Origin of the sequence: Pseudomonas corrugata (assembly GCF_001269905.1) — a bacterium.
Classification (GTDB): domain Bacteria; phylum Pseudomonadota; class Gammaproteobacteria; order Pseudomonadales; family Pseudomonadaceae; genus Aquipseudomonas; species Aquipseudomonas corrugata.
In genome coordinates this window covers 1-23,600 of sequence record NZ_LHVK01000006.1, presented here as the reverse complement: position 1 = coordinate 23,600, position 23,600 = coordinate 1, and the positions used below count along the sequence as shown (strand labels likewise).

The 23,600-nt window shown below is 59.8% G+C and carries 17 protein-coding genes; 9 read left to right on the top strand and 8 right to left on the bottom strand.

The window, feature by feature from the left end; translation table 11 throughout:
* Nucleotides 1-152: 152 nt before the first annotated feature.
* Nucleotides 153-842, top strand: a complete 690-nt coding sequence (locus AD665_RS08305) for an aspartate/glutamate racemase family protein (protein WP_024779991.1) — start codon at nucleotides 153-155, stop codon at nucleotides 840-842.
* Between the two features lie 52 nt (nucleotides 843-894).
* On the opposite strand, the gene AD665_RS08300 is transcribed toward AD665_RS08305, so the two are convergent.
* From AD665_RS08300 to AD665_RS08265, 8 genes are all read right to left on the bottom strand, one after another.
* On the bottom strand, nucleotides 895-1,392 hold the full coding sequence (locus AD665_RS08300) for a GNAT family N-acetyltransferase (RefSeq protein WP_053191692.1): 498 nt from the start codon (nucleotides 1,390-1,392) through the stop codon (nucleotides 895-897).
* Nucleotides 1,393-1,855: 463 nt separating this feature from the next.
* A complete protein-coding gene (locus tag AD665_RS08295) occupies nucleotides 1,856-2,653 on the bottom strand; it encodes a transglutaminase family protein (RefSeq protein ID WP_024779989.1) in 798 nt (265 codons plus the stop codon).
* The gene (locus tag AD665_RS08290; protein ID WP_024779988.1) at nucleotides 2,650-3,600 is read right to left on the bottom strand and encodes an alpha-E domain-containing protein; all 951 of its coding nucleotides are present in this window, start codon (nucleotides 3,598-3,600) and stop codon (nucleotides 2,650-2,652) included. Before AD665_RS08290 ends, AD665_RS08295 begins: the two co-directional genes overlap by 4 nt.
* 3 nt (nucleotides 3,601-3,603) lie before the next feature.
* Nucleotides 3,604-5,013 (bottom strand): circularly permuted type 2 ATP-grasp protein, encoded by a 1,410-nt coding sequence (locus AD665_RS08285; RefSeq protein WP_024779987.1) that lies wholly within the window; start codon nucleotides 5,011-5,013, stop codon nucleotides 3,604-3,606.
* Between the two features lie 556 nt (nucleotides 5,014-5,569).
* On the bottom strand, nucleotides 5,570-6,601 hold the full coding sequence (locus tag AD665_RS08280; protein WP_053191690.1) for a glycine betaine ABC transporter substrate-binding protein: 1,032 nt from the start codon (nucleotides 6,599-6,601) through the stop codon (nucleotides 5,570-5,572).
* Nucleotides 6,602-6,611: 10 nt separating this feature from the next.
* Nucleotides 6,612-12,011, bottom strand: a complete 5,400-nt coding sequence (locus AD665_RS08275) for a type I polyketide synthase (protein ID WP_147460388.1) — start codon at nucleotides 12,009-12,011, stop codon at nucleotides 6,612-6,614.
* Nucleotides 12,012-12,018: 7 nt separating this feature from the next.
* Complete coding sequence (locus tag AD665_RS08270; RefSeq protein WP_053191686.1) at nucleotides 12,019-15,048, bottom strand: AMP-binding protein; 3,030 nt, start codon at nucleotides 15,046-15,048, stop codon at nucleotides 12,019-12,021.
* A gap of 135 nt (nucleotides 15,049-15,183) precedes the next feature.
* Nucleotides 15,184-16,080 (bottom strand): DMT family transporter, encoded by an 897-nt coding sequence (locus AD665_RS08265; protein ID WP_152979059.1) that lies wholly within the window; start codon nucleotides 16,078-16,080, stop codon nucleotides 15,184-15,186.
* A gap of 378 nt (nucleotides 16,081-16,458) precedes the next feature.
* On the opposite strand from AD665_RS08265, the gene AD665_RS08260 reads away from it, so the two are divergent.
* The 8 genes from AD665_RS08260 to AD665_RS08225 all read left to right on the top strand — a co-directional run bounded on the left by AD665_RS08260 (nucleotide 16,459) and on the right by AD665_RS08225 (nucleotide 23,370).
* Nucleotides 16,459-17,049, top strand: coding sequence for an amino acid synthesis family protein (locus tag AD665_RS08260; RefSeq protein ID WP_024779982.1), 591 nt, complete (start codon nucleotides 16,459-16,461; stop codon nucleotides 17,047-17,049).
* Nucleotides 17,050-17,093: 44 nt separating this feature from the next.
* Nucleotides 17,094-17,927 (top strand): alpha/beta fold hydrolase, encoded by an 834-nt coding sequence (locus tag AD665_RS08255; protein ID WP_024779981.1) that lies wholly within the window; start codon nucleotides 17,094-17,096, stop codon nucleotides 17,925-17,927.
* Nucleotides 17,924-19,405: an aldehyde dehydrogenase gene (locus AD665_RS08250; RefSeq protein WP_024779980.1), complete on the top strand. Its 1,482-nt coding sequence runs from the start codon at nucleotides 17,924-17,926 to the stop codon at nucleotides 19,403-19,405. Before AD665_RS08255 ends, AD665_RS08250 begins: the two co-directional genes overlap by 4 nt.
* A gap of 12 nt (nucleotides 19,406-19,417) precedes the next feature.
* Nucleotides 19,418-19,903, top strand: coding sequence for a flavin reductase family protein (locus AD665_RS08245; RefSeq protein WP_024779979.1), 486 nt, complete (start codon nucleotides 19,418-19,420; stop codon nucleotides 19,901-19,903).
* A 208-nt stretch (nucleotides 19,904-20,111) separates the two neighbouring features.
* Nucleotides 20,112-21,563 (top strand): NAD-dependent succinate-semialdehyde dehydrogenase, encoded by a 1,452-nt coding sequence (locus AD665_RS08240; RefSeq protein ID WP_053191685.1) that lies wholly within the window; start codon nucleotides 20,112-20,114, stop codon nucleotides 21,561-21,563.
* Nucleotides 21,564-21,584: 21 nt separating this feature from the next.
* Complete coding sequence (locus tag AD665_RS08235; protein WP_024779977.1) at nucleotides 21,585-21,974, top strand: carboxymuconolactone decarboxylase family protein; 390 nt, start codon at nucleotides 21,585-21,587, stop codon at nucleotides 21,972-21,974.
* 78 nt (nucleotides 21,975-22,052) lie between these two features.
* Entirely contained in the window at nucleotides 22,053-22,805 is a 753-nt protein-coding gene (locus AD665_RS08230) for a GntR family transcriptional regulator (RefSeq protein ID WP_024779976.1), read from the top strand.
* Nucleotide 22,806: 1 nt separating this feature from the next.
* Nucleotides 22,807-23,370, top strand: a complete 564-nt coding sequence (locus tag AD665_RS08225) for an NUDIX hydrolase (RefSeq protein ID WP_024779975.1) — start codon at nucleotides 22,807-22,809, stop codon at nucleotides 23,368-23,370.
* Nucleotides 23,371-23,600: the final 230 nt, after the last annotated feature.

The following is a 23,600-nucleotide window of genomic DNA, read 5'->3' as shown; positions in this document are numbered from 1 at the left end:
CCCCGGGTTGTTGGCGGCAAGGGCCCCATACCATGACACCTGGCGCACAGATGAGCGTTACAGTTGATGTTCCTCTGGCATCTACCCTTGAACAATTGGAGACTCCAGGCAGGCCTGTCCCGTCGACACAGGTCATTGCCCGAGGACATCCAATGCGCACCATCGGCCTTATCGGCGGCATGAGCTGGGAATCCAGCGCCGAATACTATCGTTTGATCAACCAGCAGGTACGGGACCGGCTCGGGCCGTTGCGCTCGGCGCAACTGTTGATGCACAGCGTCGACTTCGGTCCGGTGGAGCAAGCTCAGCACGCCGGGCGCTGGGACGAAGCCGCCGCCATCCTGGTGGATGCCGCGCGCCGCCTTCAGGCCGGAGGTGCCGAGTGCGTGGTGCTGTGTACCAACACCATGCACAAGGTGGCGGCGCAGATCCAGTCGGCCATTTCGATTCCATTCCTGCACATCGCCGACCCCACCGGCCAGGCTGCCCTCGACGGGGGTACCGTGACGGTCGGCCTGCTGGGCACGGCGTTCACCATGGAGCAGGATTTCCTCAAGGAGCGGCTGAGTGCCCAAGGGCTGACCGTGCTGGTGCCCGACGCAGAAGAACGCCAGGCGGTGCACCGCATTATCTATGACGAACTCTGCGTCGGCGTGATCAACCCGGCATCACGCCAGGTCTATCAGCAGGTCATAGAGTCCCTGACCCGGCGCGGTGCCCAGGCGATCATCCTGGGCTGCACGGAAATCGGCCTGCTGGTCAAACCCGAGCACAGCGCCCTGCCCCTGCTCGACACCACCCACCTGCATGCGCGGGCGGCGGTGGCGTTTGCCCTGGACTGATCGACAGGTCTTCGGGGACCTGTCCTATGTAGCGCCCGCAGCTACAACGTGCTCATCGCAGGCGCGCCATGGCCAGGGTGTCGACCCAGCGCCCGTCGCGCACCGCGTAGTCACGCATCAGGCCTTCAGTCTCGAAACCGAATTTACGGTACAGCCCGACGGCGGCCTCGTTGTCGGCGTATACCGTCAGTTCCACCCGCCGCAGGTTCATCCAGTTGTCCGCCACCTCCAACGCGGCGGCCAGCAGCATCGAGCCCACGCCCTTGCCTTGCCAGGCGACGGCGACGCCCATGCCAAGGCTGCCGCAGTGAGCACGACGGATACGCGAATACTGCTCCAGCCCCAGATTCCCAATGACAGCGCCCTGATGCAGCGCGACCAGTTTCACATGGCGCTCATCGTCGATCGCCAGACGCTTGCGCCACACCTCGGTGGACTGAAACGGCATCTGTAGCACCTGGCGGGTAACGGCCGGGTCGTTGTAAAGCGAGGTCACTGCGTCGAGATGGGCTTCAGTGAAACGGACGATGGTAATCGTGGGCTCTGACATACGGTTCCTTCCTGGAAACATGACATGGCCGTCGACTATAAACCGCCAGTTAGCCCGATAGCGACTGTGCAGACGCCTTCGCGGGCAAGCCCGACTCCCACAGGGGATCGGGTGGTCGCTGGATTTGAGCCCGACGCCAGCCCCATTGTGGGAGCGGGCTTGCTCGCGATAGCGGTGGATCAGATTACGGGGATGTTGGATGTGCAGCCGCCATCGCGAGCAGGCTCGCTCCCACAGGGGGGGCGGGTGGTCGCTGGATTTGTGCCCGACGCCAGCCCCATTGTGGGAGCGAGCCTGCTCGCGATAGCGGTGGGTCAGATTACGAAGATGTTGGATGTGCAGCCGCCATCGCGAGCAGGCTCGCACACAGGGGGATCGGGTGGTCGCTGGATTTGTGCCCGACGCCATTTCCATTGTGCGAGCCTGCTCGCGATGAGGCCTTGCGCTTCAGCGAGTTTCTCGTTTATTGGTGTTGCACCTGCACCATCGAGTTCACCTGCACCCGCGCCTGCATCTGTTCTGCCCCGCCGCCGCGACGCATGCCGCGTACCGGGCAGGCGTCGAGGTAGTCCAGGCCGACCGCCAGCTTCAGGTGTCGATCAGGGCGGGTCAGGCGGTTGGTCACGTCAAAGCTGTACCACCCGTTGTCCAGCCAAGCCTCCGCCCAGGCATGACTCGCCAGATGAGTCTCATCTTCGGAGTACAAGTAACCGGAGACATAGCGCGCCGGAATACCCAGGCTACGCGCGCACGCCAGGAAGGCATGGGTATGATCCTGGCAGACGCCCGCACCGCCGGCAAACGCCTCGGCGGCCGTGCTGCTGACAGCGGTCGTGCCCGGGCTATAGGGCATGTGCGCAGCAAGGCCTTCCATCAGATCGACCAGCGCATCGCGATCGCGTCGCCCTGCACATTGCGCCATGGCAAATGCACTGAGCGCCTCATCCGCCTGGGTCAGACGGCTCGAACGCAGGAACGGTAGCGGCGACTGCGAGTCCGGTTCCATCTCCACCTCCTGATGGATTTGCACCTCGCCATAAGCCGTCAGCACCAAGGCGCCGTGGGGCTCGTCCATGGTCATCACATGCAGGATGTTGCCGTAGGGGTCGAGTTGGCTGCGCACCAGGCGGGGCAATTCCAGATGCCATTGCAGGACACGCTGGCGCTGACTGTCCTTCGGGGTCAGGCGCAGGAACTGAATGCTGGTGCAGACTTCATCGGCATAGCGGTAGGTAGTGTCGTGGCGTATGGACAGTTTCATACGACCTCCAGATAGGACTCGTGAACGGTCTGGCCCAGATGACGGATCTGGTCGATGAGGTCAGTCAGCCAAAGGTGCAGGCCCGAAGCCAGGATCTCGTCGATCCCGGAATAGCGCAGGCGCGCATTCAGTTCCGCAGCCAGGCGCTGGGCCGGACGGCCGTTGTGGCCGGGCAGACTGGCGAGGATCTGATCGAGCTCCTCGATGCAGGCATGCAACGATCGGGGGACGTCAGCGCGCAGCAGCAACATCTCCGAAACCTGCTCGGCATTCGGTGCATTACGGTAGATCTCGTTGAAGGCCTCGAACGAAGACAACGCTCGCAACAGGGCACTCCACTGGTAGTAGCCGCGCGCCGAATTGTCGCTGACCTCTTCCGATTCCTCGCCGAACATTTCGTAGCGCGCATCCAGCAGCCGCAAGGTGTTGTCCGCCCGTTCGATGAAGGTGCCCAGGCGAATGAAACAGTAGGCATCGTTGCGCATGATGGTGCCAGACGTCGCCCCGCGGAACAGATGCGAGCGCTCCTTGACCCATTCGCAGAAATAACTGATGCCGTAACGACCCAGGCCATTGCTGGCGATGTTGCGCATCTCCAGCCAGGTGGCGTTGATGTTTTCCCACATGTCGGCGGTGATGCGCCCGCGCACCGCATGGGCATTGGTCCGCGCCGCCCGCAGGCAGCTGTAGATACTGCCGGGATTGGTTTCATCCAGGGCGAAGAAATGCAGCATGTGTTCGCTGTTGAGTTCGCCATAACGCGCGTTGTAGTCGTCCAGCGTACCGGCCGCCAGCAACGACATCGCCAACTCGGCATGACCGTCGCTGCGCCCGGCCTGGGGCATCAGCGACAGCGAGTAACTGACTTCGAGCATGCGCGCCAGGTTCTCGGCGCGCTCCAGATAGCGGGACATCCAGTAGAGGTCCGAAGCGGTTCTTGAAAGCATGTCTTAATCCTCCACTACCCAAGTGTCCTTGGTGCCGCCGCCCTGGGACGAATTCACCACCAGCGAGCCTTCGCGAAGCGCCACGCGGGTCAGGCCGCCCGGCACGAGGCGGGTTTCCTTGCCAGAGAGCACGAACGGCCGCAGGTCGATATGGCGAGGCGCAATACCACTTTCGACAAAGGTCGGGCAGGTAGACAGGCTCAGGGTCGGTTGGGCGATGTAGGCCTCGGGGCGGGCCTTGAGTCGAGCACGGAAGTCTTCGATTTCCGCCGCGGTGGCCGCCGGCCCCACCAGCATGCCGTAGCCGCCGGAGCCCTGGGTTTCCTTGACCACCAGATCGGGCAGGTTCGCCAGTACATGGGACAGTTCCTGGGGCTTGCGGCACTGCCAGGTAGGGACATTCTTCAGGATCGGTTCTTCGGTGAGATAGAAACGAATCATCTCATCGACGTAGGGGTAGATCGACTTGTCATCGGCGACGCCGGTACCGACCGCATTCGCCAGTACTACATTGCCGGCGCGGTAGACGGCAATCAGACCCGGCACACCCAACATCGAGTCTGGATTGAACGACAGTGGGTCGAGATAGGCATCGTCGAGACGCCGGTAGATCACATCCACTTGCTTGGGACCGGCTGTCGTGCGCATGTAGACGTGGTCGTCGCGCACGAACAGATCCGCGCCCTCCACCAGTTCCACGCCCATTTCCCGCGCCAGGAACGCATGTTCGAAGTAGGCACTGTTGAAGCGACCCGGGGTCAGCACCACCGCAGTGGGATTATCCAGCGGGCTCGAACTCTTGAGTGTGTCGAGCAAAAGGTTCGGGTAATGATCGATAGGGGCTACCCGCTGGGCGGCGAAGAGCTCGGGGAACAGGCGCATCATCATCTTGCGGTCTTCGAGCATGTAGCTGACACCGCTGGGCGTGCGCAGATTGTCTTCCAGCACGTAGTAACTGCCGTCACCGTCGCGAACCAGGTCGACACCGGCGATATGGGCGTAGATGCCCCGGTGCAGGTTCAGGCCCTGCATCGCAATCTGGTAACCCTCGTTGGCCAGCACCTGCTCGGCGGGAATGATGCCTTCCTTGAGGATGTGCTGCTGGTGATAGATGTCGGCCAGAAACATGTTCAGGGCCTGGACCCGCTGGATGCATCCCTGCTCGACCTTTTGCCATTCACTGGCCTTGATGCTGCGGGGAATGATATCGAAGGGAATCAGCCGTTCAGTGCCCTGCTCGTCCCCGTACAGGGTGAAGGTGATCCCCGCTCGATGGAACAGCAGGTCGGCTTCGCGTCGGCGCTGGTCGAGCAGTTCGACCGGCGTGTCCGCCAGCCAGCGGGCGAAGGCTTGGTAATGCGGGCGGCAGTCACCCTTGGCGTCATACATTTCGTCAAAAAAAGCTCGGGGCATAGCCAACTCCCAGCCGCGTTCTACACGGCATTTCTTATTACTTCGTCATTCCAATGGTCCGGCCTTGCCTTGTGTTAATGAGCCCTGTTTTTTCTTGGCACCTCGATGGACATTCGTCTCTGGTGTGGCCCTTTGCGTCTGGATGACGTGCGCCCCCTGGTTAAATCCGCGTGATGAATCCCTCCTGTAATCAAGCCATCGGTACGTTGCCTTAGCTGTTGAAGCGTAGCAAAGGCTATGCCTAAGCACGGAACAGCCAGAAACTGCTGGCGAAAACGGCGGAAAATTACGACCAGGCGAAATTCGATGTCTTTTTTGCGACAGGAACAGCCTCTATAGCTGAAACGTTTTATTTCAGCCGTCCCTGGAGGGCGCGGGAACGAGTCGAATAGGTGCACAAAGACCGGTAACAGGACGCGAATGCCCCGAAAGAGGGAAATTTTTACTCACTGCTGGGGAATTACGAGAATGTCTTGCCGGATCTTCAGGCACAAAAAAAGGCATACCGACTCTCTCGGCATGCCTTTTCCGTTGCGATCCATCCCTGATGTCTTTTCTACAGTGTCTCGGAGACTTTCTTGAACACATCCTCAGGCACCCACCCTTTCCAATCGGCGGTGTGGTTACGCAAGTAATAGCGCGCCGTCTGCTCGGGAGTCTCCTTGTTGGAAACCATTCGGGTTGCCAGCGTCCGGATAGTGTCGGTTCCCACGAACATCGACTTCAGGAAAGGAAGGACGCCCGGATGCTCTTCGGCGAACCTGGCTGAGGTGTATTTATTGAGTGGAATATCTGCATAGGCACAGGCTTGTTGGCTTCCAACACCTTCCTTGAACTGCGCGAGGCTTTGCTTGATCGCTTCCCAGCAGGCTTCGCTGTAGGCGGGCTCCTCCAGACGCGTAAGGGCCAGCTCGCCCATCAGGGGGCTCGGATCCCAGTAATACGTCATGAAAGGCTGCCCTTTTTCGTAAGCGGAAATGATCGCGGCGTTGAGCGCCGACTCGGACTTGAGCTCCACTGGCGTGAACGTTTTATCGATCCCGTAGGTGGCCATTTTAATCAGGTTGATTTCCCGGCACGCCCAACTGCTGATGCAGTTCAGCCAGGTCGGCTTGCCCGATCCCGATGCCTGTCTGAAGACCTCTGCATACTTGGGGAGATCGGCGACGCTCTTCAGATCGGGGGTCGTCGGCTTGATTCCGCGACCGGCATCGCCCTTGATCATGTAGGTGGGGACATAGAAAGCCTGGGTAAGACGTTCATAGGTGGGGCCGAAATCGAGGATGGCTTTCTTCGCCGTCTGATCCTGGACCCACTGTGGCATCAGTGAGGTAAACACCTCCATATTGATATCGATGGCACCGGTCTCCATCGCATTCTGCATTTGCGCGATATCAAGACTGACAGACTCCACGTTCATACCGTATCCATGCTTGAGGATGTACATGGCGATATGATTGTCGATCTGAATATTTTCCCAGCCTCCATCGTAGAACCGGATCGGACGCGTGTCAGATGTCGCCAAAGCCCAGTGGGATGTCAGGCTCAGGACGAAGCAAAGCACGGTACGCAGGAACAGTGAGGACATGTGAACTCTCCTATGGTTGAACGTTTTCTGCTGAGAGATGGGCCGCTGAGGTAGGCAAACCGGCAAGCGTTTCCACCACGATATTGGCGATCAGATCACGCTGCCCTTCCACAAAATAATGATCCCCCGCACAGAACACCGACCTGAACACGCCGGTGGTATGCTCACGCCAGCCGGTAATGTGAACGCCGGTGGCGTAGGGGTCGATCCGCCCGCCAATCGAGGTAATGGGCACCGCCAGCGGAGGATGGGCCCGGTACAGGTAGGTGTTATTTATTTCGTAATCCGCCTTGATGATTGGAAGCATCAAGTCACGCATTTCAACATCGTCGAACAGCGCCTGATTGTTGGCAAAGTTCATTTCCTTGAGCATGGCGATGAGCTCGCTATCTCCCCTTTCTGGGGACTCGCCATCCGACTCGTAATTGAACTGCAGGACATCCGAGGCGAATTGATGCTCATTGTAAAAATGCGGTGCCCGGCTTCCGGCAAAAATCAGGTGTGAGGGGTACAAGTCATGCGCCTTGGCCAGGCATTGAGCCACTTCAAACGCCTGGACACCGCCCAGGCACAAGCCAAGGAATGCAAACGGCCGGTCCAGATAGGGCAGCAAGTCAGGCGTCAGGTTTGTCACCAACTCTTCCATGCGGGTGTACGACTTTTCTCCCAGTCGCGCATTGCGTCCAGGCAACTGCAAAAGGCAGAGTTCGATGTGATCCGGTAGTCGATCTGCCCACCCCTTGAATACCGCCGGCCCGCCGCCCGCATACGGAAAACAGATCAAGCGCAGCGTTGCCTGAGGTCGAGGGGCTGGAATAACCAGGCAGCCAGAGGTCTGCTCGTCTTGCGATCTGGGCGGGCCAACATTTGCAGGCTTGACCGGATCGCCCTGACGGACCGCCTCGATATGTTCGAGTACAAAATCGCCGATATCGTTGAGCGTGGCACCGACGATAAGCCTGCCCAGGGGAAAGTTGATGCCAAGCTTTTTCAGACTGTTGCGAAATTCAACGGTCATCAGCGAATCAAACCCCATCATCGTGAGCGACTTGTCCACGGGCGTTGCATCGGCGTCGAAGCCACCTGCGACACGTGCCGCAACCGCCCTCAACCGGCCCAGGGTGAACGCCTGTCGATGCTCGTCATCCAGCGACGACACAGTGTCCAGGAAAGGAACTGTCTCGCCCTCCATCGCTGTCTCGCCCGTCGGGTGCTGCGCATCGATCAGCGACAGGTAGGGCCAGTCGCTGGACTGCAAGTGCGCCTTGTAGGGCTTCCAATCGATTGGCGCGATCCCAATGACACCCTGTGTGGCCAGGTTGTCCCACAACCTCTGCAAGCCAACTTGCGCGGATATGTAGTTGATGCCCAATGCCGACAGGCGCTTCTTGAATACACTGTCGACCCGACTGGCCATGCCGTCGGAAGACCAAGGTCCCCATGCGATGCTCAAACCGGGTAATCCCGAACTGACGCGATTTTCCATGATGGCGTCCATCGCACTGTTGGCCGCGACATAGTTCGCCTGGCCCTTGAATCCCAGCGACGCGCTGATTGAGGAGAATCCGATGAAAAAATCCAGCGGCTGATCGCGGGTGACCCGATCCAGCATTTGGGTGCCCTGCAGTTTTGGCAACAGGACATGACTGAGTGACGACGCACTCAGTTTCGACAGGACAGCGTCTTCAACAGTCCCCGCCAGTTGCAACACACCTCGTAGGGGCCATCGCAGAGTGCCCATGTACGACGTCAGGGTTTCGGCGGCCTCATGGGTGGCGATATCCATACGCAGATAGTCGATGCTCACACCCTGGTGTCTGAACCTGTCCAGTACGCTCGAGCCGGTAGCGTCCAGCGACTTGCGCCCGACCACCGCCAAATGGCAAGCGCCCTTTTCCACCAGCCAGGCAAGGACCTCCCGCCCTAGCCCACCGAACCCGCCAACGACCAGATAGGTCGCTTGCGGACTTAACGCCAGGGGCCTCGACTTCCCTGGGGATGCTTCCACGAGCCTGGGTACATGAACGCCACCCTGACGAATAGCGAATTGATCTTCCTGACCGTGCACAAGCATCAGTTGCGCGGCAAGAGACAGATCGGTCTTCTCCAAGTCAGGCGGCAGGTCGATGAAACCGCCCCAGACTGCGGGCTCCTCCTGGGCGATCACTTTAGCCAAGCCCCAAAGCGGGGCCTGTGCAACATTGATCAACGAAGAAGCGGAACGTACGTTGACCGCTGCGCGCGTCACGATCCAGAGCCTGGCGGCCTCTGACCGGGAGGCGCTCGCCAGCGCTTGCAGGGTCGCCGGCACGCTGTAGAGACCGGTCCCCAAGGGAGCGAGGTCTTCCTGTCCTGAAGGGCGATCCTGGGGGGATGCCTGGTCGGTCCCGCCGAGGTGCACCACGCCTTTGAGCGGGCATTGTGCAGAGACTGGCAGCGACTGAAACAGCTCACGGAGGTCCTCGGGGAAGCCAGCTCTGATGTGCCAGAGATGGGCATTGACCTGGCGGCAATCATCGGCGAACACCGCGTGAATCATCGGCCCCTCAGTACTCGGCAAGCCTTTGCCAATACCTTGGGCCAGCTCGCTTGTGCCGCCGATAAACAGCCACACCCCCAAAGGTGCCTGGACGTCAACGATTGGCGGACGACTGGGTTGCGGCACCCAGTCCACGGTCGTAAGCCATTGCGACGGGGCTGGAATAGGCCTACCTACCCAATGACAGGACCGCTGGAATGGGTAGTTCGGAACAGTCACACGTGTCGATGTCGAGCCGTTCAGAAGCGTATTCCAGTCCAGCTCGACCCCGGATCCGAACAGCTGTCCCGCGCTTTGCAGGAGCTGGTCCCGATCGGCGACCTTACTGCTCAGGCTGCTTATCCAGGTGACCTGGTCCGCATCATCCGGTTGCAGGCATGCCGCCCCGATCGTTGACAGCACAGCCTTCGGCCCGATCTCCAGAAAAGTGCGGCCACCGTTTTCGAATGCGGCCTGGATGCAGTCCATGAAACGGACTGGCTGGCGAATATGCTCCAGCCAGTACTCCGGCGTCACCAGCCGCGCCGTCGCAATCGTTGCGCTGACGTTGCTGATCAGCGGATAGCGCGGCGGCGACAGGCTGATACGCTTGAGAATGGAGGCAAAGGAAGCCAGCATCGGCTCCATCAGTGCAGAATGAAACGCGTGAGAAACATTCAGACGTGTGTACTGGGTTTGCCGGGTATCGAGCACACCGTGGAGCCTGTCCAATTCATTCAACGCACCGGAAACCACCACATTGCCTGAGCCGTTGATGGCCGCGATGCTCAGGTCGATGGCATGTTCCGCCAGCAGTTGTTCCAACTCTTCGCCCTTGAGTGTGATGGCTGACATTCCACCATCCCGAGGCAGCGCCTGCATAAGGCGACCTCGTTCGGCCACCAGGCTCAAACCATCTTCCAGACTGAATACTCCTGCCACGCAGGCCGCCGAAAGCTCACCGAGGCTATGCCCGAGCAGGACGTCAGGGACGACGCCAAGGCTCAGCCACACCTGGGCAAGGGAATATTCCAGCGCAAACAACGCAGGCTGTGCGTAGCGTGTCTGATCGATCAGCCCGGCATCATCCTGCGCCGAAGGGAAAAGGATCGTGAGCAGGGAGATGTCCATGCAAGCTCGCGCAATCGTATCGCAGCGATCGAGAGATGCCCGAAACACCTCGTTATGGGCGTAGAGATCCTTGCCCATGCCTGGAAACTGAGCCCCTTGTCCGGTGAACACAAAAACCAGCCCGGTCTCCCTGGCAGGGTCGACCCAGCGAATATCCTGGTCGCCCTGTTGGAGCTTGGCGAGCAGGGTTTCTGTCTGGCGGGCCGACTCGGTATAACGAAAAGGGAACTCCGCCCGCCCGACCCGGGCGCTGTAGCAAATATCGCCCAGGGAGGGTGTCCCGGGCCGTTCGAGCCATTCCCGGTACTGGGTTATCTGGTCTCTCAGGGCCCCACGGTCCTTCGCGCAAAGCGCCAGGAGACAAGGACCGTCGGTCTCTTTCTCCGGAAGGGCCGGACGCAGCGGAGCTTCCTCGAGAACGACATGTGCGTTCGTCCCCCCTACTCCGAAAGAACTGACACCTGCGCGGAGCGGCAGGTCAGCGGCCGGCCATGGGACGGTTCGAGCGCTGATGAAAAACGGACTGCCGTCCAGATGAATGTCTTCATTGGCGTGGGTAAAGTGCAGCGTGGCGGGAATTACCCGGTGTTTGAGGGCCAACACGGTCTTGATGAACCCTGCTACGCCAGCAGCGGCGATAAGATGACCAACGTTGGTTTTCACCGCCCCCAAGGCACAGGTGTTTGCCCTGGCACCGTGCTGCGTAAACACATCCCTCAGCGCCTTGAATTCTATCGGATCACCCAATGGGGTCCCCGTCCCATGGGTTTCCACGAAACCCAGGGTCGCAGCGCTTACCTCCGCATTTGCCAGCGCTTGTTCAATGACTTGGGCTTGTCCCTGGGAACTGGGAGCGGCAAAGCTGATCTTGTTCGAGCCGTCGTTGTTGATGGCCGATCCCTTGATCACCGCCTGAATGGAATCACCCGCTTCCAGGGCGTCGGAAAGACGCTTGAGCGTGACCAGCCCGGCACCGCTCCCAAAGATCGTTCCCTGGGCGGATGAATCGAACGCCCGGCAATGCCCATCCGGCGATTGGATCATCCCCTCCTGGTAGACATAACCCACGGCATGAGGGACCAACACGGTCACACCGCCAGCCAACGCGACATCACACTCGCCCAGCAACAGGCTTTGACATGCCATATGGATCGAGACCAGCGAGGTCGAGCACGCTGTCTGAATGTTCAGCGCGGGGCCCCGCAACCCCAGTTTGTAGGCGATCCGCGTCGACAGGTAATCCTTATCGTTGCCCAGCAGATTCATGAAGCCTGCGCTGCTGTCCAAAAAACCGCTTTCGCCGGTGCCCTCGCCTAAAACCTGGTTATGAAGATAATCGTTATTGCCTGCACCGGCGAAAACACCGATGTTCAGTGCTTCACGATCCTTGCTCAACCCCGCAGCGTCCAACGCCTCCCAGGCGCATTCGAGCAGCAGTCGATGCTGGGGATCGGTAATCGCCGCTTCGCGGGCCGGCATCTCGAAGAAGCCGGCGTCGAATCGATCGACATTGTCCAGGCGCGCCGCCTTGGCGACATAGTCCTCTCGGCCGGCCTGTTCCGCGGTAACACCGGCCTCCAGCAAGGCCCCCAGCGAAATGGAGTCGATGGATTCCCGTCCCGAGACCAGGTTGTCCCAGAAAGCGTCAACGGAGTCGGCCCCCGGGAATCGGCAAGCCATGGAAATGACGGCAATCTCATTTCCGTGATAGTTGGTTTCGCTCATCCTCTTCTCTCCCAAATTTGAAAGTGACTTGGTCACATGGCGCCTATAACTGCTTCTGGCGTCTACGAGCCGCTGATCTGATGGCGGCGGTCCTGCGGTCCACACTGGAAGAAGAAGTAGGAGGATTCATGGACAAGGCGGTATCCGATCCGAGTTTTTGGTTGATCAGGCGGGTTTGCGCGTCAAGGCTGTTTTCTTCGAACAGCTCAGTGACTTGAAGCCTCAAGCCAAAGGCATCGTTCAATGCCCGGGTCAGGTTGACGATGAGCAGAGAGGATCCTCCCTGCGCAAAAAAACTCTGCGTCGGATGTATCGAGGCAGTCATCAGGATGTCAGACCATATCTGCGTCAGGCGCTGCTTGACCGACAATGGCTGGTTGTCCGCGGGCGAGCGTCTGGAGTGGACGCGCGGCGCAAACCGCTCAAGGGCGGCGACATCCAACTTGCCATTGAACGTCAGCGGGAAACGCTCCAGGAAAATAAAGTGAGCGGGAATCATGTAGGACGGCACATGGGCTCGGAGAGATGCCTTGAGTTGCTCAATGAACTCTTGTCGCATAGCGACATCTCCAATTTCCCGGACAGGAGCGGGTTCAATCTGCATGTCGCCCAGAGCAGGACGTGGCTCAAACGTAGGATCCAGGCTGTCGTGGGGCCCCACGAATATGTCCATTGTCCCGGCGGGAAGGTTATCGCTCCAGCGTACTTTGGCCTGGAGATGACGGCTTGCGGCCCATTGACGAATGTATTCCGGGTCGCAGGCCTCGTCCGGGTGGATCGAGGAACCGCCCTCGGAAAGCTGGAGGTCCAGACTGATCCTGGCGTTCGGAACACCCGAGAGCACGAACGTCGAAGGGGTCGACGCCAGCCATTGACCCAGATCTCGTTCGTGAAGACGCTCGTGCCGATACGAATAGCGTGCAACCGGCGCTAGACTGGCCCGGTCGTCCATGTCGAGCCTGATGATGACGTCGTAACGATAGCGGGTCATTTCATCCTTGCCCTGCCCCGTTCGCAATTCAGTCTCTACGTGGACGACGCGCTCCATCGCGTAAGCCAGTTGCTTGATCTGCAGGGGATCCAGCCACAACTCCCCCTCTCCAACCACGGGCGGTGTGCGCTTCAACTTTTTCCGTGTACGGCTCGCGGCGGCGGACAATACCTGTTTCAGGGATGCGTAAGGCACATCACCGATGACAATCACGCCTCCTTTGCGACACAGGTCGGCGGCTTTTTCAAGCACACCGACAAGGTAGGCCATGTCCGGGAAGTACTGGATGACTGAGTTCAGTAGAACAACGTCGAAAGGTGCTTCATCCAGCGTGCCCAGCTCGTGGGCCGCCCTCCTCATCACCGCACAGGATGCGCGGGAACCGGCGACCTGATCCAGACGCAGGCGCGCGCGCTCGACCGCCACTTCAGAGACATCGCAACCGACGTAACGATGGAGGCCGTTCTCCAGCAATACCGCCCCCGTCATGCCAATACCGCAGCCAATATCCAATACCGAATGGCCTGCGAATTCCAGGACCCGCGAAGCCGTCGCCTGCACCCATTCGCGCAAGTCACTGTCCGGGATCAACTCGCCAGAGAAACTTGAGGTGTAACCGCTCGAGGCGCTGGCGACCTCGTTTTTCTGAGCCGACAGGTAAGCGGCTTCCCACACATCGAGCCAGACACCGGCATCTGCAACGCGCTGGCCGGATGCGCGGTTATCCAGCACCACGTAGGCGGCCAACCTGTGGTCATCAGGCGCATGTTCCACCAGCGTGACAAAGGATTGACTGACCAGACCGGATTTATGAAGGGCCGACTCGATTTCGCCAGGCTCGATACGATAGCCATTGAGTTTCAGTTGCCGGTCTTTACGTCCGATAAAAACCAGCGAGTTATCAGGCCGTTGTTGAACCCGATCGCCAGTGTAGTAGGTCGCTGAAGCGCCACCTGTTTCAGTCCCCTGAAATTTCTCCGCCGTCAGATCGTCCCGATTGAAATAACCCGCGCTGACACCAGGGCCACCGATCACCAGTTCGGACTCCAAAGAGTCTTGCGATGCAGACAATCGAAAACGGGTGCCAGGCAGAGGCTGGCCTATGGGGACGCTGGTCGCTGAACCGGTAAAGTCGCTGGCCTGCAGGCGATGGCAGAAAGACCAAATCGTCGTTTCTGTCGGTCCATAGAGATTCCAGGCCGCCCTCGCGGAGCGGAAGATTATTTCGCCCAGTCCAACCGGCAGTGTTTCACCGCCACACAGTGCTCCGACGGCGCAGGTACGGGGCCACCCGGCCGCTATCAGCAACCGCCAGGTAGCCGGGGTGCCTTGAAGCAGAGCCTTGTCGCAGTGGTCGAGCAAATGTGCGATTGCCTGGCCGTCCCGGCTCTGCTGCTCGCTGGCCAGGTACAACGTGCCACCTTGAGCAAGAGGCAGGAAAAACTCCAGGATGGAAATATCGAAGCCATAGGTTGTTGTGGAAACGAGCGCCCCCCACGCCGGAAAATTGATCACCTCATTGATCGCAGACAAAAAATAGGCGAGGTTTTGTCGGCGAACCATCACCCCTTTGGGAAGCCCCGTCGAACCCGAAGTGAACAATATGTAGGCCAGCGAGAGGTCATCGACAAGAGGTTCGAAGAACAATGTCGAATCACACCAGTCCACCGCCTCAATATCCAGGGATGCGCCCATCGACCACTGTGAAAGATCAACCGACCGAGGCTTGATCACGGCGTCGAGATGGGCAAGCCTGGAGATCAGTTCATTGCGCTGCTGTGGTGAGTCCGGGGGGAGTGGAATAAAGACGGCGCCTATCGACAAAACCGCAGTCAAGGCCACGATCAGATCAGGCTCTCTGGGTAAGTGGATCCCGATCTTGCTTCCCACGCCAAGACCTTTACTCAAGAGATGCTTGGCAAGTGCCTTTCTTCGACTTGAAAGCTCAGCATAGGTGACTGGCTGACCTTGAAACACTACCGCTGTTCTTCCAGGATACTGATCCGCCCATTCATCAATCTTAGTGACAAGATCCAAGACAATGGGTGGACCGTTGATAGGGCTTGTTTTCGGCTGCATCATTCCAAGAACTCCTTCTACCGTTATCGGCATACAGAATTAAGATGGGCATGCATGCAGTGCCAAATGACCAGCATAGGTATTCAGCACAACAACATCTGTCACCCCTCAATGAGGAGTGTCATAGTCGGATGACGATCATTTATAACTAAGCAAAAAGACACCAACAAGAACGGTACCTATTCCGACCTTTTGTCCCAGGGTGGTTATTTCCCTGTAGATGGCAATAGCTAATAACACCGTCACTCCGGAGTACACCGAACTGATAGGCGTAACAAGCGAGAGTTCACCCACTTTGGAGGCGAAGATGTAAAACACCCAACCCGCATTAACCAACAAAGAGTGCGTAAGAAAATACCATCCACGACGCCGGGTCAGATCACCTTTTTCCAGCCGACCGTTTCTGCTCAAAGCCAATGCAGTGAAAAGAACGGCCTGGGTTAACGCAGAATAAAAGAAGGCATTGGTGACATCGAGCGCCTTTGCGGAAAAGCCAAGAATGAAAAAGGCTACGCCAAAACCCACCATGGCCAGGATGGCCTGGAGAAAGCCTTGCGAGCCACCGCGCAGCGATTGGAAGATATTGCCGGACGTCATGACAATACCGATAAAAATAATCAATACAGCCAACCAGGCAATCGGGGCCAGGCTTTCCCGGAGAAAAATGATGGAAAAAAAGATAGTGACCAGGCTATAGGTAGAGGCGATCGGAGAGACCAGGGATAAATTGCCGACTTCACAGCCACGCATGTAGAAGTAATACCCGGATACATATGCGACAGAGCTGCAGGTGATGATCAATACAGCGTCCGCATCGAACCTGAGCTGCTGGAAGGTGATCAGATACACCCCGAGAAGGAGTGCAACAGCAAAGGTAAATACATTGCGAACCAACATTGTTTTCGCGGTGCCTAGTTGGCGAATCATAAGACTTTGAATAAAGTCCGATATCCCCCAACACAACATCACCATCAGCCCGCCAAACACTCCGCTATCCATGCACAACAACTCCAGTAATCTCATCAGCCCGGCCATCTTGGCCAAGTCTTGCGCGTCCCACCAAGCAACGCTTTGGAAGCCTATCTTCAGACAACGGATTGTCAATTTATTCTTTTAGCTCAATTTGCGATTAGCTTATGCCCTATCGAAACGAGAAAGCATCAGCGCCCTGCCCCCCAAAAACGCGGGTCCCTGGCGTTCCAGCTCGACAAACCACATGTCTCCTGTCGACATCGGGCACCAGTTTCTCTCGATTTCTCCACCGCCCATACCCTTCGCGCTATAGGTTCGCCTTGCCTGGCAAGCCCTTCTGTCGCCCGCTCGCGAACAAACTCAACGGAGACACTTGCGCCAACAGTATTATGGTATACCATCAGACGCACAGACACCTTTCATCCCTCCACGGAGCAGCCCATGAGTTTCGAAATTCGCAAGATCGTCAGCTATGCCGAAGAAACCTTTATCGAGGGCGGCAAGGCCACCGACAAGCCGGTGACCATGGTCGGGCTGGCGGTGGTCATGAAAAACCCTTGGCTGGGCCGGGGTTTCGTCGAAGACCTGAAGCCGGAAATCCGCGCCAACTGTTCCGATCTCGGTGCGCTGATGGTCGAACGCCTGGTGGGCATTATCGGCGGTGCCGAGAAAATCGAAGCCTATGGCAAGGCTGCTGTCGTCGGCGCCGACGGTGAAATCGAGCATGCCTCTGCCGTGATCCATACCTTGCGCTTCGGCAACCATTACCGCGAAGCGGTCAAGGCCAAGAGCTACCTGAGCTTCACCAACAAGCGCGGCGGTCCTGGCACCTCGATCCAGATCCCGATGATGCATAAGGACGACGAAGGTCTGCGTTCGCACTACATCACCCTGGAAATGCAGATCGAAGATGCGCCGCGTGCCGACGAAATTGTCGTGGTGCTGGGTTGCGCCGATGGTGGCCGCCTGCATCCGCGCATCGGCAACCGCTATATCGACCTGGAAGAACTGGCCGCCGAGAAGGCTCAGTAATCCAGCCCGGCCCCATAACAAGAAAAGGCATGCAGGAGCGCTTCATGATTCGGCTCACCGCTGAACTCACCCCGGCCGGCACCAGTTACCTGGCGACCGGCCAAGGCCAGCCCGTGGTCTTGATCCACGGCGTGGGCCTGAATAAAGAAATGTGGGGCGGCCAGGTCGTTGGCCTGGCCACGACATACCGTGTTATTACCTACGATATGCTCGGCCATGGCGCCAGCCCGCGCCCCGCCAGCGGCACCGGTTTGCTCGGTTACGCCGACCAGTTGCGGGAACTGCTCGACCATCTGCAAGTGCCTCAAGCCACAGTGATCGGTTTCTCTATGGGCGGGCTGGTGGCACGTGCTTTCGCCCTGCATTACCCGCAGCGTCTGCAAAGCCTGGTAGTGCTCAATAGTGTGTTCAACCGCAGCCCCGAGCAACGTGCCGGGGTCATCGCCCGTACCGCCCAGGCGGCCGAGCATGGTCCGGACGCCAACGCCGAAGCGGCACTGTCTCGCTGGTTCAGCCGCGAATACCAGGCCGCCAACCCGGCACAGATCGCCGCGCTGCGCCAGACCCTGGCGAAGAATGATCCCCAGGGTTACCTGACCACTTATGAACTGTTCGCCACCCAGGACATGTACCGTGCCGACGACCTGGGCAGCATCCAGGCACCGACGCTGATCGCCACCGGTGAGCTGGACCCGGGTTCAACCCCCGAAATGGCGGAACAACTGGCCGCGCGTATTCCTGGTGCTGCCGTTGCCGTGCTTGCCGAGCAGCGGCATATGATGCCGGTGGAATCGCCACGTCTGGTCAACCAGTTGCTGCTGGAGTTCCTCGACAAGGCGTACGCCCAACAAAATTCAATAAAGGGGATCGTTGCATGACTCTCGCACGCTTCCAGATGTGCATCGGCGGAGAATGGGTCGATGCCCTGTCCGGCAAGACCTTCGAAAGCCTGAACCCGGCCCTGGCCCAAGCCTGGGCTGAACTGCCCGACGCCGGCGAAGCCGACGTCGAACGCGCCGTCCAGGCGGCGCAGATGGCGTTTGAAAGCCCCGCGTGGCGTGGACTTACGGCGACCGCCCGGGGCAAGTTGCTGCGCCGTCTCGGTGATCTGATCACAGAAAACAAGGAGCAACTGGCCCAGTTGGAAAGCCGCGATAACGGCAAGCTGATCCGCGAAACCCGGGGCCAGGTGGGCTATCTGCCAGAGTTCTTCCATTACACCGCGGGCCTGGCCGACAAACTCGAAGGCGGCTCCCTGCCCCTCGACAAGCCGGACATGTTTGCCTACACCGTGCACGAAGCCATGGGCGTGGTGGCGGCAATCATTCCCTGGAACAGCCCCCTCTACCTGACCGCGATCAAGCTCGCCCCGGCACTGGCGGCTGGCAATACCATCGTGATCAAGCCGTCCGAACATGCCTCGGCAACCGTTCTGGAGCTGGCGCGCCTGGCCCTGGAGGCCGGATTTCCGGCAGGCGTGGTCAACGTCGTGACCGGTTACGGCCCAAGTACCGGCGCCGCCCTCACCCGCCACCCGCTGGTACGCAAGATCGCCTTCACCGGCGGCGCCGCCACAGCCCGCCATGTGGTGCGCAGCAGCGCGGAGAACTTCGCCAAGCTGTCCCTGGAACTGGGGGGCAAGTCACCCAACATCATCTTCGCCGACGCCGACCTCGACAGCGCCGTCAACGGTGCAATTGCCGGGATCTATGCCGCATCGGGCCAGAGCTGCGTGTCCGGCTCGCGGCTGCTGGTGCAGGACGAGATCTACGATGAGTTTGTCTCGCGCCTGGAAGAGCGCGCCAAGCGCATCCGAATCGGTAACCCGCAAGACGACAGCAGCGAAATGGGACCGATGGCCACCGCCCAGCAACTGGCCGTGGTCGAAGGTCTGGTTGCTGACGCCATCGCCGAGGGTGCGCGCCTGCGCCTGGGCGGCAAGCGCCCACAGAACCTGGGTGAAGGCTGGTTCTATGAGCCGACCTTGTTCGAATGCGACCGCAATTCGATGAAGATCATGCAGGAGGAAGTCTTCGGCCCGGTGGCCTCGGTGATTCGCTTCAAAGACGAAGCCGAAGCCCTGGCCATCGCCAACGACTCGCAGTTCGGCCTCGCCGCCGGTATCTGGACCCGCGACCTCGGCCGCGCCCATCGCCTGGCCCGGGACGTGCGTTCGGGCATCATCTGGGTCAACACCTACCGTGCCGTCTCGGCCATGGCGCCCATCGGGGGCTTCAAGAACAGCGGCTACGGACGTGAAAGCGGCATCGATTCGGTGCTGGCCTATACCGAACTGAAAACGGTGTGGATCAACCTTTCTCAGGCACCGATGCCTGACCCCTTCGTGATGCGCTAGGAGACTGCCGCCATGATCGAACCCGGCATTTACAAAGAAGTCATGGGCTCGTTCCCCTCCGGCGTCACGGTGGTCACCACCCTGGACCCTGAAGGGAACATCGTTGGCATCACCGCCAGTGCGTTCAGCGCACTGTCGATCGACCCGGCGCTGGTCCTGTTCTGCCCCAACTACGCTTCCGACACCTACCCGATCCTGCGGGACAGCAAGCAGTTCGCGATTCACCTGCTGTCCGCCGACCAGACTGCCGAAGCCTACGCCTTCGCCGGTAAAGGCAAGGACAAGGCCAAGGGCATCGACTGGCACCTGAGCGACCTCGGCAACCCGATCCTGGCCAAGGCCACGGCAATCATCGAGTGCGAACTGTGGCGCGAATACGACGGCGGCGACCACGCAATCATCGTCGGCGCGGTCAAGCACCTGATCCTGCCCGAGCAGCCGGTCACGCCGATGATCTACCACAAGGGCAAGTTGGGCGCCTTACCCACCCTGACCTGAACGGCGCAAGAAGAACCTGAGCCGAACACTGTTGTGGCGAGGGGATTTATCCCCGCTGGGGCGCGCAGCGTCCCCAATACAGGCAACTTCATTGACATGACGCACGGAGCTGTCTGTTTTAGGGCTGCTGCGCAGCCCAGCGGGGATAGATCCCCTCGACACAAGGTAGCGCCAGACGTCATTTTCCATCTTTATTTCAGGAGTCGGCATGAGTCCAGCAGCCTCGCAACTGTTCCGCCAGCAGGCCTACATCGACGGCCAATGGCTCGAGGCCCCCGACGGTGCCTGCCAGGAGATCTTCAACCCGGCCAACGGCGAGCTGATCGGCCGGGTGCCGAACCTGGGCGCCGAACAGGCCCGCCAGGCCATCGCCGCCGCCAACCAGGCCTGGCCGGCCTGGCGCGGGCTGATCGCCAAGGAGCGCAGCCAGACCCTCAAGCGCTGGCACGGGCTGATGCTTGAGAACGCCGACGCATTGGCAGAAATCCTCACCCTCGAACAAGGCAAACCACTGGCCGAAGCCAAGGGCGAAATTCTCTACGCCGCCAGCTTCATCGAATGGTTCGCCGAAGAAGCGAAACGTATCTACGGCGACACCATCCCCAGCCACAAAGGCGATGCCCGGATCGTGGTGAGCAAGGAGCCTATCGGTGTCGTCGCGGCCATCACCCCGTGGAACTTCCCTGCGGCGATGATCACCCGCAAGGCTGGTCCCGCCCTGGCCGCAGGCTGTCCCTGCATCGTCAAGCCCGCACCGGAAACGCCCTTCTCGGCCTTGGCCATGGCGGCCCTGGCGGAACAGGCCGGGATTCCAGCGGGGATCTTCAACGTGGTGACCGGCGACGCTGTGGCCATCGGCGGTGAACTGACAGGCAGCCCGTTGGTACGCAAGCTGTCGTTCACCGGCTCCACGGCCATTGGCAAATTGCTGATGGCCCAGTGCGCGCCAACCTTGAAGAAGGTCTCGCTGGAACTGGGCGGCAACGCCCCCTTCATCGTCTTCGACGATGCCGACCTGGAGCGCGCGGTGGAGGGTGCGCTGATCGCCAAGTTCCGCAATGCCGGACAGACCTGCGTCTGTGTCAATCGCTTCCTGGTGCAGGACGGCATTCATGATGCGTTTGTCACACGCCTGTCCGAGCGCGTGGCGCAATTGAAGGTCGGCAGCGGTTTCGAGGCCGGCGTCAGCCAGGGACCGCTGATCAACGAACGGGCCGTCGCCAAGGTCGAGGAGCATGTGCAGGACGCCCTCGCCCACGGTGCCCGGCTGATCTGTGGCGGCGAACGCCATGCCCTGGGGCACGGGTTCTTCCAGCCGACAGTGCTGGCCGGCGTCACGCCGCAGATGAAAGTTGCCCGGGAAGAAACCTTCGGTCCACTGGCGGCGGTCTTTCGCTTCGACAACGAGGCCCAGGCCGTGCAGATGGCCAACGACACCGATTCGGGGCTCGCCGCCTATTGCTACACCCGCGACCTGGGTCGGGCCTGGCGCATGAGCGAGGCGCTGGAGTACGGCATGGTCGGCATCAACGAAGGGCTGATTTCTACCGAGGTGGCCCCGTTCGGTGGCGTCAAGACGTCGGGCCTGGGGCGTGAAGGCTCCAAGTATGGCATCGAGGATTACCTTGAACTCAAATACACCCTGATGGGCGGGCTCTGAGCCCCACGGGAGATAATCGAAATGAGCAACGAAAAGTACGAGAAAGGCTTACAGATCCGCACCCAGGTGCTGGGCGAAGCCTATGTGAAGCGCTCCCTGGAAAACGCCGACGACTTCACCCGGCCATTGCAGGAAATGGTCACTGAATACTGCTGGGGTCACGTCTGGGGCCGTGAGGGTTTGTCGCTCAAGGAACGCAGCATGATAAACTTGGCCATGATTTCGGCGCTCAATCGGCCTCACGAGCTCAAGCTGCATGTACGCGGCGCCTTGCGCAATGGCCTGAGTCGTGAACAAATACGCGAAATTCTGCTTCAGGTCGGTATTTATTGCGGTGTACCCGCAGCCGTCGACAGTTTCCGGCTCGCCCGTGAAGCCTTCGCTGAAGCCGATGCCGAGGCCTCCAGTTAACCTTGGCTGTTTTCGCAAAGAGCACGTGATGATCGACGTGCTCTTTTTATGTGGACAGCCACCTAAAGAGCAACGCCCATGAAACGCCTGCCCCTCGACGACAGCTTCAAGGTCAATCGCAATCCCGTTACCCTGCGCGAGATCGTGCTGGACAAGCTGCGAAGCGCCATCATGAACTTCCAGCTCCTGCCGGGAGATCGTCTGGTCGAGCGCGATCTGTGCGATCGTCTGGGCGTGAGCCGTACGTCGGTGCGCGAAGCCTTGCGACACCTGGAATCCGAAGGCCTGGTGGAATTCGCCGATGCCAAGGGGCCACGGGTCGCGATCATCACCTTGAGCGATGCCGGTGACATCTATGAGCTGCGTTGCGTGCTCGAAGGGCTGATCGTCCAGCTGTTCACCCTGCGCGCCAGCGCCAAGGACATCAAGGCCCTCGAAAAGGCCCTGAAGGAAAACCGCGAGGCCCTCAAGAACGGCGAGCTGCAGCAGGTGCTGGATTCGGTGCAGGGGTTCTACGACGTGCTGCTTGAAGGCTCCGGTAATCATGTGGCCGCGACCCAACTGCGCCAGTTGCAGGCGCGGATCAGCTACCTGCGAGCCACCTCGGTGTCCCAGGAAAACCGCCGAGGCGCCAGCAACCAGGAAATGGAACGCATCGTCGAGGCCATCAAGAGCGGCGATCCGCTGGCCGCCCACCAGGCTTCGGTGGACCACGTACGGGCCGCGGCCAAGGTTGCCCTGGAGTATCTCAAGCGCAAGCAGGAAGAGACCGGCGACATGCCTGAAATCACGGTCCCCATCGCTCTGAAAGAACCCCGCATAGGACACTGACATGTTCAGCCCGAGCTTTTGCCCAAAGTGTGGCGGTAGCGACCTGAGTCGACGCATGCCGGCGGGCGATACTCACGAGCGGCTGATGTGTGGCGGCTGCGGCTACATCCACTACGTCAACCCGAAGATCATTGCCGGCTGCATCATCGAGCAGGACGGCAAATACCTGTTATGCCAGCGCGCCATCCCCCCACGTCCAGGCACCTGGACCCTGCCGGCAGGGTTCATGGAAGGCAACGAGACCACCGAGCAGGCGGCGCTGCGGGAAGTCTGGGAAGAAACCGGAGTACGGGCGGACATCGTCTCCCCCTACTCGATCTTCAGCGTGCCGAAGATCAGCGAGGTGTACATCATCTTCCGCGCCGTCGCACTGGAGATCACCGGCCAGTTCGGCCCGGAAACCCTCGCCTGCCAGTTCTTCGCGCCAGAGGACATTCCCTGGGACAGCATTTACTACCCGGCCATCCGCCAAATCCTCGAACGCTACATCGAGGAGCGCCAGGCCGGGGTCTATGGCATCTACATCGGCAACGACGACAGCGGCAAGATCCACTTCATCCGCTGACCCCTTTGTGAGAGCGGGCTCGTCCGCGAAGACGCCAGACCTGCCTGCATCCGCGTTGAATGTGCCACCGCTATCGCGAGCAGGCTCGCTCCCACAGAGTTCGATGCCGTACACAGACCCTGCACACACCAAAAATCCATTGTGGGAGCGAGCCTGCTCGCGAAGACGCCAGGCCTGCCTGCATCCGCGTTGAATGTGCCACCGCTATCGCGAGCCGGCTCGCTCCCACA